13 protein-coding genes are annotated in these 14,718 nt (G+C 66.7%); 6 read left to right on the top strand and 7 right to left on the bottom strand.

All coding sequences use genetic code 11. The features are described 5' to 3' along the window. The 7 genes from ACTHL0_RS10940 to ACTHL0_RS10910 all read right to left on the bottom strand — a co-directional run. The coding region (locus ACTHL0_RS10940) for a beta-ketoacyl-[acyl-carrier-protein] synthase family protein (RefSeq protein WP_440566753.1) at positions 1–1,079 on the bottom strand (1,079 nt) is incomplete at its 3' end. Between the two features lie 38 nt (positions 1,080–1,117). Then, on the bottom strand, positions 1,118–2,032 hold the full coding sequence (locus tag ACTHL0_RS10935) for a polysaccharide deacetylase family protein (protein WP_440566752.1): 915 nt from the start codon (positions 2,030–2,032) through the stop codon (positions 1,118–1,120). Then, positions 2,029–4,605: an MMPL family transporter gene (locus ACTHL0_RS10930; protein ID WP_440566751.1), complete on the bottom strand. Its 2,577-nt coding sequence runs from the start codon at positions 4,603–4,605 to the stop codon at positions 2,029–2,031. Before ACTHL0_RS10930 ends, ACTHL0_RS10935 begins: the two co-directional genes overlap by 4 nt. Continuing rightward, on the bottom strand, positions 4,605–5,192 hold the full coding sequence (locus tag ACTHL0_RS10925) for an outer membrane lipoprotein carrier protein LolA (protein ID WP_440566756.1): 588 nt from the start codon (positions 5,190–5,192) through the stop codon (positions 4,605–4,607). Before ACTHL0_RS10925 ends, ACTHL0_RS10930 begins: the two co-directional genes overlap by 1 nt. A 101-nt stretch (positions 5,193–5,293) precedes the next feature. After that, positions 5,294–6,292, bottom strand: a complete 999-nt coding sequence (locus ACTHL0_RS10920; protein WP_440566750.1) for an LpxL/LpxP family acyltransferase — start codon at positions 6,290–6,292, stop codon at positions 5,294–5,296. Next, a complete protein-coding gene (locus ACTHL0_RS10915; RefSeq protein WP_440566749.1) occupies positions 6,289–8,055 on the bottom strand; it encodes an AMP-binding protein in 1,767 nt (588 codons plus the stop codon). The genes ACTHL0_RS10920 and ACTHL0_RS10915 overlap by 4 nt, the downstream gene beginning before the upstream one ends. A 64-nt stretch (positions 8,056–8,119) precedes the next feature. Next, a complete protein-coding gene (locus ACTHL0_RS10910; protein WP_440566748.1) occupies positions 8,120–8,779 on the bottom strand; it encodes a hypothetical protein in 660 nt (219 codons plus the stop codon). A gap of 455 nt (positions 8,780–9,234) precedes the next feature. Here ACTHL0_RS10910 and ACTHL0_RS10905 point away from each other — a divergent pair, with 455 nt between their 5' ends. The 6 genes from ACTHL0_RS10905 to ACTHL0_RS10880 all read left to right on the top strand — a co-directional run. Further along, positions 9,235–9,495, top strand: coding sequence for a phosphopantetheine-binding protein (locus ACTHL0_RS10905; RefSeq protein ID WP_440566755.1), 261 nt, complete (start codon positions 9,235–9,237; stop codon positions 9,493–9,495). A gap of 20 nt (positions 9,496–9,515) precedes the next feature. Next, positions 9,516–10,232, top strand: a complete 717-nt coding sequence (fabG, locus tag ACTHL0_RS10900; RefSeq protein ID WP_440566747.1) for a 3-oxoacyl-ACP reductase FabG — start codon at positions 9,516–9,518, stop codon at positions 10,230–10,232. 89 nt (positions 10,233–10,321) lie between these two features. After that, a complete protein-coding gene (locus ACTHL0_RS10895) occupies positions 10,322–11,671 on the top strand; it encodes an NAD(P)/FAD-dependent oxidoreductase (protein ID WP_440566746.1) in 1,350 nt (449 codons plus the stop codon). Between the two features lie 8 nt (positions 11,672–11,679). Then, positions 11,680–12,852, top strand: coding sequence for a chorismate transformation enzyme, FkbO/Hyg5 family (locus ACTHL0_RS10890; protein ID WP_440566745.1), 1,173 nt, complete (start codon positions 11,680–11,682; stop codon positions 12,850–12,852). 56 nt (positions 12,853–12,908) lie between these two features. Next, positions 12,909–13,670: a glycosyltransferase family 2 protein gene (locus ACTHL0_RS10885; protein ID WP_440566754.1), complete on the top strand. Its 762-nt coding sequence runs from the start codon at positions 12,909–12,911 to the stop codon at positions 13,668–13,670. A 130-nt stretch (positions 13,671–13,800) separates the two neighbouring features. Then, positions 13,801–14,718, top strand: a 918-nt coding sequence (locus ACTHL0_RS10880) for a spermidine synthase (RefSeq protein WP_440566744.1), incomplete at its 3' end; no start/stop codon positions are given.

The raw sequence follows: 14,718 nt of genomic DNA, 5'->3' as shown, positions 1-14,718 counted from the left end.
TTCAAGGCGGGATCGGGCTCGCTCGCGCCGACGCCGGCGGGCATGAACCGATGGCGCAGCGCGAGCGCCGAGATCGCCGCCTCGAGCGCACCGGCCGCACCTAGCGTGTGGCCCGTCGCGCCTTTGGTCGAACTGCACGGCGTTCCATTGAACAGTGCGTTGACGGCCAGGCTTTCCGCCGCATCGTTGCTTGGCGTCGCGGTGCCGTGAAGGTTGATGTAGTCGATGTCGGCCGCAGCGAGGCCCGCTTCCGCCAGCGCCCCTTCGATCGCGAGCCGGGCGCCCAGCCCTTCAGGATGGGGACTCGACATGTGATGGGCGTCGCTCGACTCGCCGATGCCGAGCAGCAAAACGGCATCGTCGCGCGCGTTCCGAGGACGTTCGAGCAGCGCGAATGCCGCGGCTTCGCCGATCGAGATGCCGCGGCGGGCGACATCGAATGGCCGGCAAGGTTCGCGCGAGAGCAGTTCGAGCGAGTTGAAGCCGTAGAGCGTCGTCAAACAGAGCGAGTCCACCCCGCCGACGACGGCCGCGTCGATGAATCCCGCTTCCATCATGCGCCGCGCGGAGCCGAAGACTTTCGCACCGGACGAGCAGGCCGTCGAAATCGACACGGCGGGTCCCTTGATCGCGAAGTATGCGCGGACGAATGCCGCGAGCGAGTAGACGTTGTGCGTTTGCGCGTAGTGAAAGTCTGACGGCAACGCGCCGCTTTGCGAGTCGCGCCGCCGGTAGGCCTGCTCGGTTTCGAGGATGCCCGACGTGCTTGTTCCGAGGAAGACTCCGATGCGCGCGGCACCGTAACGTGCCACTGCGGCCGCGACCGCATCGGCGAAACCGTCTTGTTCGAGGCCGAGCTGCGCGAGCCGGTGATTGCGGCAATCGAAATCGCGCAGATCGTGGCGCACGGGCGCATCGTCGACTCCTTCGACTGCCCCGATCCACGTTCGAAGATCGGCACGGTCGAACCGGCACGGCGCAAGTCCGCTGCGTTGCTCGCGCAACGCCAGCAGTGTCGGGGCGAGCCCTCGACCGATACAGCTCGTCGCGGTGAAGTGGGTGAGTTCGAGTGGGTTCACGGCATTCGATTCCTGTGCCTGCGCCAGTGCCAATGGTCTCAACGCGTACCGGGAGCGGTCTTCGCGCCGGCCGCCTGCGCGGCCGAAGACGAATCTCGCGCGCTCATGAGCGCCGCGCGCAGCGTGATGCACGAAAGCCCGGCATCGCGCGCGCCGCGCAAGACGGTGTCGAGCGCATCGAGGATGACGGGACGCCCTTGCGCGTCGTGTGCCGCATTGCCGTCGTGCAGCAGCACGATGTCGCGCGCCGCGAGTCCACGCAGCAGTCGACCCGCGACGAGCGCCGCATCGCTCGCGCGCGTGTCGAATCCGCGCCGCGTCCAGCTCGCGAGCTGCAGACCGAGCCCGCACAGCGCGGGTTCGAGAAACGGATTGCGCAGCCCGGCCGGCGCGCGAAAGAAGAGCGGTGTCGTGCCGGTCAGTTCCGTCAGCGTCCGCTGGGCGGCTGCGATTTCGCGCCGCATCGCGAGCGGCCCCATCAGCGAAAAATAATGTCGATGATGCTGACTGTGGTTTTCCACGCTGTGGCCGCGTGCCACGATGGCTTCGATAAGGTGCGGATAGCGCAGCGCGCGTTCGCCGATGCAGAAAAACGTCGCACGGGCATCGTAACGATCGAGCAGATCGAGGACATGGGGTGTCACTTCGGGATCGGGGCCGTCGTCGATCGTGATCGCGATCTGCGCGCCGACCTGATCCGGCAGCCGGGTCCAATTGGGGCCGAGCAATGCGCTGCGCGGCCAGAGGCCGGCTGCCACCATGATCGCGTGCGAGCCCACGACCGTCCCTAGCGCGTAAGGCCATGAGGCGGGCTGCGCGGCTGCGAAGCCCGCAGCGCCTGCGTGGGCCGCGATGATGCCGGTGAGGGCGGGTGTCGGCCGCCAGCGGCGCGGAGCGCCGGCCGGGATGGCGGAGGAAGGCCGCGAGGCGAGCGGCGCGAGCGTGGGATTCATGTGGTGTGCCTTCTGCGTGGGACGTCTACCGTCTCTGTCGAACGGCTGGTGGGTGCTGCGGTGCTCGCTTGCGCCGCGCGCGGTGCGAGGATCGCGGAAAAGAGCAGGGTGAGCATGGCGCCGGGCCCGACCGTCAGCCCGAACGATTCGAGCATCGGAACGTGCGATAGCGCCAGCAATCCGAAGCCCGCGACGGTGGCGAGATTCGCGATCAGCAGGGAGACGAGCGTTTGCGGCGCGATCGCGTGCGGCGTGTCGGGCGAGGCTATGCCCGACGCGCTCGACGCGCTCGACACGGGTTGGCGCTGGTTGAAAAACAGTGCGTAGTTCGAGCCGATCGCGACAATGAGCAGCAGCCCGATCAAGTGCAGGATCGTGAGCGGGACGTGTGCGAGCGCGAAGCCTGCGGTCACGACCAGCACGGCTGCCAGCAGCGGTGCGAGCGTGGAGGCGACCCGCCCGGCATCGCGCAGCGCAGCGGCGAGCAGGGCGACGATCACGGCCAGCCCCGCGAGCGACATGCGGATGTCCTCGTGCACGTAATTGACATAGAGCGCGTCAGCCTCCCGCTTCAAATCGACGAAGAGCGCACCCGGTACGCCGGCTGCCGCGACGGCCGCTTGGATACGATGGGCGTCGAGACTGGTCTCGTTGGCGCCAGTGGCTTGCGGCGGCGCCGATGACGACTGCGCCGCGCTCGCCGCAGCCGGCGCGCGCAGCGAGAGCACCGCTTGCCAGCGGCCCGCGCGTTCGGTCAGCAGGGCGTCGACGGCGAGCCCCATCGACGTTCCGCGCAGATCGGCCCGGGTCAGCAGCGGTGCGCTGCGCGCGCGCGCAACGTCGGCGATGAACGGGGCAAATACGCTCGGTTTAACTTCGATCGGCTGCCCGGCGACAGCCGAGCGCATGCGCGCTTCGAGTTCGCCGGCCGGCGGCAGGCTGGCCAGCCGGGCCCGCTGCGTGACCTCGCTCGGCAGGTAGCGCGATGGGCTTTCGAAGCCTGCGAGTACACCGGAATCGACGAGCGGCTGCAACCGGGCGGCGATTTTCTCGGCGCCTTGGAGCACGGTCTGCTCATTGGCCCCGGACACGACGACGAGATAGCGCACGTCGGGCGCACCGACGTCGGCGCGCAGCGTCGCATCGAGTGCCTGAGCCGATTCAGGGACGGGACTCAGCGCGGACAACTCATGGCTCCAGAGCTGCCCGCGATGAAGCGCCAGCGCGGCCACGGCACCGACCATCAGCGCGGCGAACGGCCAGCGCAGGTGCGGCGCAACGCGAGCGGCGCGCGCAAGCAGGGCGCCGAGTGGCGCAAGGTCGCGCATGGCAACGGCGCGCCGGTGCAGATGGGGCAAGACATAACGGGTGACGGCCGCCGCCGTGACGAGCCCCGCGATCGAGTAGACGCCGAGTTGCACGAGCCCCGGAAATCCCGAGAACAGCATCGATGCGAAGCCGCAGACCGACGTGAGCATGCCAAGCCGGATCGTCGGCCAGTAGGCTGCGATCCACGCGCGAACCGGGTCGCTCGATGGCTCCGGCGCGCCGGGACGTGCCGATTGCACAAACAGGTAGATCGAATAGTCGACGGCCTCGCCGATCAGCGTGGTGCCGAACCCGAGCGTGAGGCCATGAATCGTGCCGAAGACGAGGCTCGTCGCAGCGAGGCCCGCGGCAATGCCGGACAGGACCGGAACGAGCCCGAGCGCGAGCGTGCGCGGCGAGCGATAGACGAGCAGGAGCAAGCCGACGATGAGTGCGAGACTGATCACGGACAATCTTTCGACATCGTGCTTGATGGTATCGCGCGTTTGAACCGAGAACACGCCGGGGCCGGTCAGCAGCAGCCGGTACGCCGCGGCGTGAGCACGGCTGCCCGAGGCAGCCTCGAACGCGGCACGGATGGCGGCAATCGCACTTTCCTGCGCGTCGGTATCGGAGCCCGAGCCGGCCGTTTGCGCGACGAGCACGGCACGCTCGCCGTTGCGCGACACCCAGACGCCATTCACCGACGCCGGCTGCGCTTCGCCGTCGAACTGGCCGACGATCGTCATCGTTTCACCGGTCGGATCGCGGGGCAGCAGATCCTTCGTCATGAGTCCCGCCGACGAACTCAGCAGATCGAGGCTATCGCCGAGCGCGCGATGAAGCCCTTGCGCCGAGAACCGCTGCGGCGCCACGGTAGGACTCAGCACGTACCGGTGTTCGAAGACGAATCGCTCGTCGCGCTCCTGGCCCGCGTTCTCGCCGTTGTTCACGGAGACGAAGCGAGGATCCCGGCGCAGCGTCGCGGCCATGCCTCGCGAGATGTCGGCACGCGTCGCGGCGTCGCCGCCTTCGATGGCCACGAGTATGAGTCGCGAGATCACGCCGTCGCGCAACTGATCGACGAGCACCCGCTGTTCGGCGCTCGGCGCCCGCGGCAGGAACGCCGACAGATCCGCCGTGAAGTGCGCGCGCTGAATGACGAGCGCGCAGCCGATCAGAAACAGCAGCCAGAGCTGCACCGCGCGCCGCGTCAGCAACGCACGAAGCGCCGAGGTGGGCCGGTTCGGTGTCGGCTCGCGCATCACTCGTTCGTCGCGTGGCTGAGCCGCATGACGGAGCGATCGCCGCCGGGCTGCTCGATGACGACGGTGCGCAACCGGTCGCGCGTGCCGTCGAGCGTAATGGTGCGCACGGCCTTGAGCATGCGCGAGTCGAGCGGCGTCAGCGTCAGGGTCCAGTCGTCGCCGCGACCGTCGATGGATACCTGGTAGATCTGCTCGAGCGCATAGCGATTCCCGGCGAGCGTCGCACGGATGCTTTCGATGAACGCTTCGAGCTCCGGGTAGTGCGTGAGCGAGACCGTGTACTGGTGCTGGTCGCGCACAACCGTCAGCTTGTCGCCATCGACGACGAGCCGTTCGGGCTTCGGGCTCACGGTCAGCTTCTCGAGATGATCGGGGGCGGCGAAGGCGAGCTGGCCCGACGATTCGATCGGTTTGGCCGCAATGGACAGGTATCGCGTTTCCACGAAGCTCGCATGCCCGGACTTGTGCTGCGCGAGCGTCGACATCAGCCGGTCGAGCGTCCAGCCTTGGATGCTGGCCGCGGTTGCCGGTGCAGAGGCGGCGGGCGCTGCCACCGGGGTTGCGCCGAAGGCGGAAAGCGGCATGGCCGGGCCGAGTCCTGCAAGCACGGCCGCGGCCAGCGCGATGCCCTGGCGGCGCAAACGGGCGGCTGACGATAACGATGGCAAGGAGGGCAACGATGGCGTCATGCGTCGAAGGTCCTCGCCGACTCGGTGTGCTCAGGGGGCGCGCACCGGGACGATGTCTCGTCCGACGTTTGCGTGCTCTCGCGCCAGAAGTCGAAGAAATTGAACCAGTTGTACGGCGCCTGACGGCAATGCTTTTCGAGCAGGCCGGCATAGCGCGTGACGGCCGCATCGACCTGTGCCGCGCGATCGCCGCGTGCCGTCTCCGAGAAATCGGCGAGGGCCTCGAAATGGACATCGTAGCGGTTGCCGCCGCGGTAGACGCCCGTGAGGAAGATAACGGGGCGTTTGAGCATGGCGGCCATCCGCATCGGTCCCAGCGGAAACCCGACACGCGCGCCGAGGAATTCGAGCGGCAGCAGCGTATCGCCGCCGTCCTGCCGCAGCGTGCGGTCGGCGAGCATTCCGATCATCGCGCCGGCATCGAGATACTCGCGAGCCTCCAGCATGGCCTCGGGGCGCCCGAGGCTGATGACGTCCTGCTTCACGGCGGGATTGACGATGGCCAGCGCTGCGTTGACGTTGCGCGCGTTTTCCTCGTACATCATGATCGCCACGCGCAGGTTTGGCCGCGTGCGGCCGATCGCGCGCAGCACTTCGAAGCTGCCGAAATGACCGCCGATGAGAAACGCGCCACGTCCGGCCGCCAGTGCCGCATCGACGAGCTCTCCGCCTTTCACGCGGATATCGAACATGTCGAAGCGTTCGCTCAGCAGATAGACGCGATCGTGGATCGTCGTCGCGAAGACGAACAGATGGCGGTAGATGTCGCGCCAGCGCGCGTGCCGCCCGAACACGCGCGTCAGATAGGCGCGCGAGGCGCGCCTTGCCGCCGGCGCGAGCAGCAGGTAATACAAGACGATGCCGCGCAGCAGGATGCGGCCGAAAGGCCGCCCGAGGCGCAGCGAGATCCATACCATGAGCCGTAGCGTGGCGAAGTTGCTGCGCTCTTCGCGCTGGGCCCAGATCGAACGATCGGGCTGCGAGTGCGAGCTCATGGCGAGTTCCTTTCCGTCAGCACGCCGGACGCCGTCGTGCGTTCGCCTGCGCGGATCGTGAACCGGATGGCGCCCCGCTCGTCGCGATGGAACGAGAGCGCGAGCGGTTCGCCCGGCGCGGCCGGCGACGTAAACTTCGCCGATCCGATGTGGCAGGCATCGAGCCGCCGCCCCAGGACTGCACCTATCCGCTCGATCGCATAGTCGAGCAAGACGACCCCGGGCACGATCGGCCGGCCGGGGAAATGACCCGGCAGCGCGGGGTGGTCCGCGCCGACTTCGAACGGGATCGGACCATACCGGCCATCGGGCGGAACAGGGTGCGCGGCATGGCTCGCGCGGTGATCGCTGCCTCCGGCGCCGGTGCCGTGCGTACGCTTGAGCAAGGTGGCCACGAGTGGAGCGAGGGCGTCGCGCGGCAGCTTGCCCGTGCCGTTGCGCGGCAAGCGATCGACGAATAAGAGCGGGCGTGGCATGAACGCCGCATCGATGCGCTCGCGCAGGTTCCGCATCACCTCGGCGGACGAGAGCGTGGGCGCCACCACAAGCGCGACCAGCCGCTTGACGGACAGCATGCCCTCGGCACCGGATGCGGATGATGCGGGCTCCGCGTCGTCGGGCATGAAGAACGTGCCGTCGTCGACGCCGGCAATGGCGGTCAACTGATGATTGAGGTAAGCGAGCGAGGTGCGTTTGCCGGCGATGTTGATCAGATCGGCCTTGCGACCGTGCAGCAGGACGTGGGTGTCGTCGATCAGTTCGAGTGCATCGCCCATTTGAACCGGCACTTCGACGTGGCCGCCAGCGGCCCATACCTGGACGGCGTCATCGTCGCCGTCCGCTGACGCCCGGGGCGTCAGCGTGACTTCGGGGAACAGCTCCCAGGCGGCGCCCCGAGCGGTTCGGCGCGTGGCGATCTGGCCCGTCTCGGTGCTCCCGTAGATCTCCATCAACGGAGCGGCGAGCCGCGCCTCGGCTTCCACTGCGAGCTTCTCGGAAAGCGGCGCGGTCGCCGACAGAATCAGCGATGCATGCGGCAACGCCGGCTCCGACGCGAGCAGCGCGCGCAGATGAACCGGCGAGGTGACGAGAATGCGCGGCGCCGGCACGGATTCGAGTTCGGCGCGGATGTCGCCCGGATAAAACGGCTGCCCGTTGCTGAAGGCCAACCCGCCGATCAACGCGAGCAAGACGGTCGATTCGAACCCGTACATATGCTGCGGCGGGACGGTTCCGACAAGCGTGCTGTCGGAAGCGCCGAGCAAGCCCAGCCGCGCTGCCGCTGCTCGGACATTCTTGACGAGAAAGCCCCAGGTCTTCCGATGCGGCACGGGCTCGCCCGTCGATCCCGACGTGAAGACGTAAGCCATCACGCGGCCGCCATCGATTTGCGGCGCCGGTGCGTCGCCCGATACGGCGCGATCCAACGCGCTCGGGTAGCGAAAGCGCGGCAGCTCGATCGTGCAGTCATCGGCGTCGTGCAGGCAGAACGCGTCGGGCGCGAACGCCTTCAATTGCCGCACCGTCTGCGGCGTGTGGCTCGACGGCAGCAGGCTGACCTTGCCCGCCAGCAGCGCGGCGCACAGCCCGACCGTGAAGCGGTAGCGATCCTTGCAGACGTTGAACACGTGGCCGCCGACCGGCAATCCTGCCGCCAGCGCGCTGACGTCCGCCAGAAATTCGCGCACTGCCACCGGCGAGCCGTCGCGCCAGGCGATCGCCCGATCGGGTGAAGCATGAGAAACGAGCGGAAAAAGCGGCATGGCGTCCAGAACAGGTGGCTAGCGCGATTAAGTTGACGGCGATTTTATCGGGCGGCTCCCGCGCTCACCGAAACGGCACGGGTCCCGCGCCCGTCGAGCGGCGGTAAGCGCGAAAGCTTTCCGCCATGCCCGAGCGACGGACATTGGGCAGCGCGAAGCGGCGGCAGGCGTGCTCGCCGATGAACATGAGCGCCGCGAGCGGCAGCGTCAGATAGTTGGCGAAAGTCGACCACGTTTCGATTGAAGCCGTGGCGAACAGCAGCGCCGAAACGGCCACGACGCCCGCGAAAAAAGATGTCCAGGCGGCCGTGATGCACCGTGTATAAGCGGCGATCTCCGGTGCGAGCGGCCTGCCGTGGACCATCGCGGCGAACCGGCTGCACAGCGGCTCCCGGCCGCGTACGAGCGTCCTGCCGAACAGATAGCCGAGCGCACCGTTGAACAGCACATGTTCGAGAAAGAGGCCCCATTCGTAATGGCGCACAAGGGCGCCCCGTGAAACCCATACCACCGCGGCAGCGGCGGCCACGAGCGGCAGCAGCATGAAACGGCGCGGCGAGCGCAGTACGGTGCCGAGCGCGAGTGCGGCCGCGGGCGCAAGGACGAGCGTCAGTCCCAGGCCTTCGAGCCCCGGTGTGCCGACCGCATGGTGTGCGCCTGCCTCATAGGCGATGACGAGCACTGCACTGGCCATGCCGCGCGCAATCGAGCCTGTTCGCTTCACTCGATGTCTCCCCGCTGCAAACGGCCTGCTGTGACACCCGAATGAAACCGTACGAAAGAAAGAAAAACCAATACCATTTCTGAAAACCGCTGCGCCGGCCACTACGATTGTTGCGTTCGATGGATCATACGGAGTTCGCGTCGCGCTGGTGATTCGTTTTGTAACCTTTTTGTACAGCGATCAGCGCACCCGGAGGACGGGCTCAGGACTGAACGGCCGGTGCGGCCATGTGCGGCGCGCCGGGCGTGATTCATCGGCGAAAACGAACGGTTGTTCGGCCGCTTCATTCAGTAACCTTTTCCGAGTATACGTCACGAAAGCCATGGACTAGAATCGCTCGGACCTGAATAGGCCCCCTTATTGCTTGGAAAGGCCTGCAAACGGTTTTGCGCAGGCCCGCCGGGCCGTTGGCCCGTTCGGCCGCACTTCCCCGCAGTCAGTCCGCTGTCAGTATGATGAATGAACTGGAAAGAGAACTCGCGGAGCTGATGATCCGCGAATTGAACCTCGAGGATGTTCGGATCACCGACGTATCGGGAGAGACGGTCCTTTATGGCGAAGGCTTTGGACTCGATTCCATCGATATCCTCGAAATCGCGCTGCTGATCTCGAAGAAGTACGGCTTCGAATTGCGCTCGGACAATCCCGACAACACGAAAATCTTCGCGACACTCGGTGCCTTGGCAAGTTACGTGGCCGAGCATCGCGTGCGCTGATTGCCAAGGCAAGAGTCCCGATGAAAGCATTGGTGACGGGCGGCAGCGGTGCTTTGGGGCAAGCGATCTGCGAAGCGCTTGCCCGTGCGGGTCATGAAGTTCACGTGCACGCGCACCGCAATCTGGAGGCCGCGCAGGCCATTGCCGCGCGCCTCATAGGCGCCGGCGGCGCGGCTCACGCGATCGCGTTCGACGTCACGGACGAAACGGCGTCGCGCGCCGCGCTCGAGCGCATGCTCGAAGATGGCCCCGTGCAAATTCTCGTCAACAATGCGGGCATCCACGACGATGCACCCATGGCCGGCATGTCGCAGCGGCAATGGCGCAGTGTCATCGATGTGACATTGAACGGCTTTTTCAACGTCACTCAGCCGCTGTTGCTGCCGATGATCCGCACCCGCAGCGGACGCATCGTCAATATCGCCTCGGTGTCGGCGTTAACCGGCAATCGCGGGCAAACGAATTACGCCGCCGCGAAGGCCGGGCTCATCGGCGCGACGAAGTCGCTCGCGCTCGAACTTGCCTCGCGCGGCATTACCGTCAATGCGGTGGCGCCCGGCATCATCGATTCGCCAATGACCGAGGCTGTGTTCCCGCCCGAACGCGTCAAGCGGTTGGTACCGGTCGGCCGGAGCGGCAGGGCCGAAGAGGTGGCCGCGATGGTGGCGTATCTCGTCTCGGACGCGGCCGGGTTCGTGACCGGGCAGGTCATGTCGATCAACGGCGGACAGGTGTAGCGGCGTCTGCGGCGCGCACAAGCGGCCGCGGGTAAACGAAACGGACCCGAGCGGACCGGGCACGCCGCCCAGCGGCGAGGAGCAGATCTATGACGAGTCAATCGAGCGAGGCTGTTGCTGATATGCCGAGCTGGGCTGTCGCCGTGATCGGCGGCGGACCGGCCGGTTCCACCGCGGCGACGTTGCTGGCCGATGCGGGCTACCGCGTGCAATTGCTCGAAAAGGCGCGGCACCCGCGCTTCCATATCGGCGAGTCGCTGTTACCGGCCAATTTGCGGCTGTTCGAGCGGCTCGGCGTGGGCGACGCCGTCCGCGGAATCGGCATCATGAAGCCGGCAGCGGAATTCGTCTCACCGCAGCATGGCGATCGGCTCGAACGCTTCGCTTTCGCCGAAGCCTGGGACAAATCGATGCCTTATGCGTATCAGGTGCGCCGCTCGCAGCTCGACGAGATCCTGCTGCGTAATGCGGCCGCTCATGGCGCCGATGTCGTCGAAGGGTGTCAAGTCCGCGACGTCGAATTTCTCGACGACAGCAGCGGCGCGATCGTGAGCGCGACCCACGACGATGGACGGCCGTATCGATGCCGCGCGCGCTTCGTGGTGGACGCGTCCGGCCGCGATACGTTGCTGGCCAATCGGATGCGTACGAAACAGCGCAACAGGAAGCACAACAGCAGCGCGCTCTATGGCCACTTTCGCGGCGCGCGCCGCCATTCGGGCGCGGACGAAGGAAACATCACGATCTACTGGTTCGAGCACGGCTGGTTTTGGTTCATCCCGCTCGCCGACGGCGCGACGAGCATCGGTGCTGTCGTGTGGCCGCATTACCTGAAGCAGCGCCCGCGCGGCACGTCGATCGAGGCATTCTTCCTCGAGACGATCGCCCTGTGCCCGCCGCTCGCGGAGCGGCTTGCCGATGCGCAGCTCGTATCGGAAGTCGAGGCGACCGGCAATTTCTCGTATTCGGGCGACGTGACGCACGGGCGCAACTTCGTGCTGCTCGGCGACGCATTCGCTTTCATCGATCCCGTGTTCTCGACGGGCGTGATGCTCGCGATGCAAAGCGCATTCCTCGGTGCCGAAGCGATCGATGCCTGTCTGCGCGACCCGGCTCGCGCGGACGCGGCGCTCGCCAAGTTCGATCGAGGCATACGCCGCGGGCCGCAGGTGTTTTCCTGGTTCATCTACCGCATGACGACGCCGGCCATGCGGGATCTGTTCATGCATCCGCGCAACGTGTTTCGCGTGAAGGAAGCGTTGATGTCGGTGCTCGCCGGAGATATCTTCGGCGACACGCCGATCTGGCCGTCGCTGCGCACGTTCAAGGCGATCTACTATCTGTCGGTCGTGCTCGCCGCGCGCCGTTCGCTGCGTGCGTGGCGGGCGCGCCGCCGTATGCTGCGGCAAGCCGACGAAACACGGATGGCGGCAGGGTGAGGCGCTGGATGTCCGTTGCACCGCTTAAACTGATTCGAGTCGAACACGCACGCTTGGCCGCCATGCTGCGGGAGCGATCCGGGCATGCTCGAGGGCAGGCGTTCGATGCGCTGTTTCCGGGCGCGCTCGGTGCCGCGTGCTTCGGCGACGCCGCATATTGGCCGCTGCTCGCCGATGCCGCCCCGGATTTACCACTCGCACCGGGATCCATGGCGAGGCTCGTGCCACCGTCCGCACGCGCGGCCGGCCGGGACAACGCCTGCTTCGAGATCTGGCAGTGCGATGCTGCGGATCTCATCCGTGGCGGCCACGGTCCGCTTCGCTATCGATTCAGCGAGGCGGCCGGTATCGCATTCGGCAGCGTCTCGGTGCTCGAAGCGCAGGACGATAGCCGGCAGGCCGTCGGCGCGACGCCGCTCGAGCGCGCCACCTATGCGGCCTATGAAGCGATTTTCCGCGTCCTCGACACGCTCGGCATGCGGCATCCTCTGCGGATCTGGAACATCGTGCCCGCTATCAACGCCGTGCAGTTCGGCAGCGAGCGCTATCTTCAATTCAATACCGGACGCCAGCGGGCTTTCCAAGCGTTCGGCCGGCCCGTTGTCGACAGCGTGCCGGCCGCGAGCGCTCTAGGCGCGGCGGTGCCGATTGCGGGCGACGCGCTTCCGGCGATCCCGCTCGTCGTCTCGTTCCTCGCCACGCGATCGGCATCAAGCGCGCTCGACAATCCGCGGCAAGTCAGCGCCTACCGCTACCCGGCGCAATACGGTCCGAGCGCACCGACGTTCGCGCGCGCCGCCGCGTGGCGCGGCTCGCGTCAGCCCGACATGGAGGCAGAGGCGGCCCTTTTCATTTCGGGCACCGCAAGTATTGTTGGGCACGAGACGGTTCATCGCGGCGACGCGATGGCGCAATTGCGCGAGACGCTCGTCAATATCGATGCCGTGCTTAGCGAGGCGGCGCGAAAGGGATACGGCCATCCCGCGCTGTCGGATTTGATCTACAAGGTATACATGCGTGATCGGCACGACATCGGTACGCTGGCGCGCATCGACGAAATGCTGCGATCGAAGTGCGGTTCGCCGTTGCGAGTACTGTATCTGCACGCCGAGATCTGCCGAGCCGATCTGTTGCTCGAAATCGAAGCGAGTGCGGGACATGGCGTGGAGTGCCTCGCATGAACGACGCGTGCATCATCGAACGAAGACCCGGACCGGAGCCGCACTACCGTACCGCTATGCCGACGCCCGTAGCCTCGAGTACCCACCTCGTCCTGATCCCGAGCTACAACCCGGGAGCGAAGGGCGACGACACCGTGCGCCAGGCGCGTGCGCAGTGGACGCCCGTGTGGGTGGTCGTCGACGGCAGCACGGATGGGAGCGCCGAGCGCCTTCAAGCCATGGCGCAGGACGATCCGGGCCTGCGCGTGATCGTGCTGCCGCAAAACCGCGGCAAGGGCGCGGCGGTGCTGGCGGGTCTCGACGAAGCGGCTGCGCAGGGGTTCACGCACGCCCTGACAATGGATTCCGACGGACAGCATCCTGCCGAGCTGATCGGCGCGTTCATGGCGGCTTCCCGGTTGCGGCCCGATTGCATGGTGCTCGGCCGCCCGCGATTCGACCAGAGTGCGCCGCGCGTGCGCGTGCTCGGGCGGAAACTATCGAACCTGTGCGCGAACATCGAAACGCTGTGGGCCGGTATCGGCGATTCGCTGTTCGGGTTCCGCGTCTATCCGATCGCGCCGCTGCGCTCGCTCATGTCCGGCCGGCGTGGGATGCGGGGCTTCGACTTCGATCCCGAGGCGGCCGTGCGTTTATGCTGGCGCGGCGTCAGGCCGATCAACGTCGAAGCGCCGGTGCGCTACTTCAAGCGCGAGGAGGGCGGCGTTTCGCATTTCCGCTACGGCCGCACCAACGTGTTGCTGGTCTGGATGTATCTGAGGCTGTTGTTCGAGTTTGTGCTGCGTTTGCCGCTGCTCGTCGTGCGCCGCTTTTCGTAGCCCGCCGCTTCCCCGCGGGGCGCCGTTCGAAGCAAGGCGGCCGTGCACGGCGGCGCGAGCGCGAAGGCCGCCCGACGATGCTATCCTCTCGTCCGATTCAACCGAGCGCCGATACGCGCAACATTTCCCCATGACTGACCTCATCAAGCGCGCTTCAGCGGAAGCGCGCGCCTTCGCGCACGGCGAGCGCACCGCGCGTACGCGCCGTGCGCAAGCCGCTTCTTCCAAACGCTCACGCGCTGTCCGAGCCGACGCAATCGACGATGCCGATGGCCGCGATGCACCGCGCATCGAAATGCCGCGCAAGCCGCGCTTCGCGCCCGTGACATTCTCGGAGGAGCGCGGCGTGCGCTTTCTGCATTTCGGTACCGAATGGGTTCAGGGCGCGATGCGCATCAACAAGCCCGACCGGATCGAACTCGAATACGCCCAGCAAATGATGGCGTGGCTGCTGTTCCTCGAAACGCCGAAGCGGGTCGTGCAGCTCGGCCTCGGCGCCGCCGCCCTCACGAAGTTCGCTTATCGGTTCTTGCCGCGTGCGCAGGTCGAGGCCGTCGAACTCAATCCGGCTGTCGTCGTGGCGGCGCGCACGATGTTCGCGCTGCCGCACGACGACGCGCGTCTGACGGTGCATGAAACCGATGCATGGGATTTCGTGAACGACCGCGCGAACCATGGCACGATCGGCGCGATGCAGATCGATCTTTACGATGCGACGGCGCGCGGCCCCGTGCACGACACCGTCGCGTTCTATCGCGCCGTGCGGGCGTGTCTGACCGGCGCCGGTATCGCGACGATCAACCTGTTCGGCGATCATCCGAGCTTCGTGCGCAACATGAAGCACTTGAACGCCGCGTTCGACGGCCGCGTGATCGCCTTGCCCGAAGTGCACGAGGGCAATCGCATTGCACTCGCGTTCTCGGGCCCGGCGCTCGAGATTCCGTACGCGGCGCTCGTGAGTCGCGGCGCGCTGATCGATGATCAACTACGCTTTCCGGCGCCGCGCTGGGTGAAGGCGTTTGGGGAAGTCCAACCGGCGAGCGCGGCC

The sequence above is a fragment of the Trinickia sp. genome (assembly GCF_051961175.1).
Lineage (GTDB): Bacteria > Pseudomonadota > Gammaproteobacteria > Burkholderiales > Burkholderiaceae > Trinickia.
This window is presented reverse-complemented; position numbering and strand designations above follow the sequence as displayed.

What these genes read in the sequence shown, in the direction of transcription:
- ACTHL0_RS10935 (WP_440566752.1), bottom strand. Translation starts at nt 2,032, where the DNA reads ATGAATCCCACGCTCGCGCCGCTCGCCTCGCGGCCTTCCTCCGCCATC.
- ACTHL0_RS10930 (WP_440566751.1), bottom strand. Translation starts at nt 4,605, where the DNA reads ATGCGCGAGCCGACACCGAACCGGCCCACCTCGGCGCTTCGTGCGTTG.
- ACTHL0_RS10925 (WP_440566756.1), bottom strand. Translation starts at nt 5,192, where the DNA reads ATGCCGCTTTCCGCCTTCGGCGCAACCCCGGTGGCAGCGCCCGCCGCC.
- ACTHL0_RS10920 (WP_440566750.1), bottom strand. Translation starts at nt 6,292, where the DNA reads ATGAGCTCGCACTCGCAGCCCGATCGTTCGATCTGGGCCCAGCGCGAA.
- ACTHL0_RS10915 (WP_440566749.1), bottom strand. Translation starts at nt 8,055, where the DNA reads ATGCCGCTTTTTCCGCTCGTTTCTCATGCTTCACCCGATCGGGCGATC.
- ACTHL0_RS10905 (WP_440566755.1), top strand. Translation starts at nt 9,235, where the DNA reads ATGAATGAACTGGAAAGAGAACTCGCGGAGCTGATGATCCGCGAATTG.
- fabG (WP_440566747.1), top strand. Translation starts at nt 9,516, where the DNA reads ATGAAAGCATTGGTGACGGGCGGCAGCGGTGCTTTGGGGCAAGCGATC.
- ACTHL0_RS10895 (WP_440566746.1), top strand. Translation starts at nt 10,322, where the DNA reads ATGACGAGTCAATCGAGCGAGGCTGTTGCTGATATGCCGAGCTGGGCT.
- ACTHL0_RS10890 (WP_440566745.1), top strand. Translation starts at nt 11,680, where the DNA reads ATGTCCGTTGCACCGCTTAAACTGATTCGAGTCGAACACGCACGCTTG.
- ACTHL0_RS10885 (WP_440566754.1), top strand. Translation starts at nt 12,909, where the DNA reads ATGCCGACGCCCGTAGCCTCGAGTACCCACCTCGTCCTGATCCCGAGC.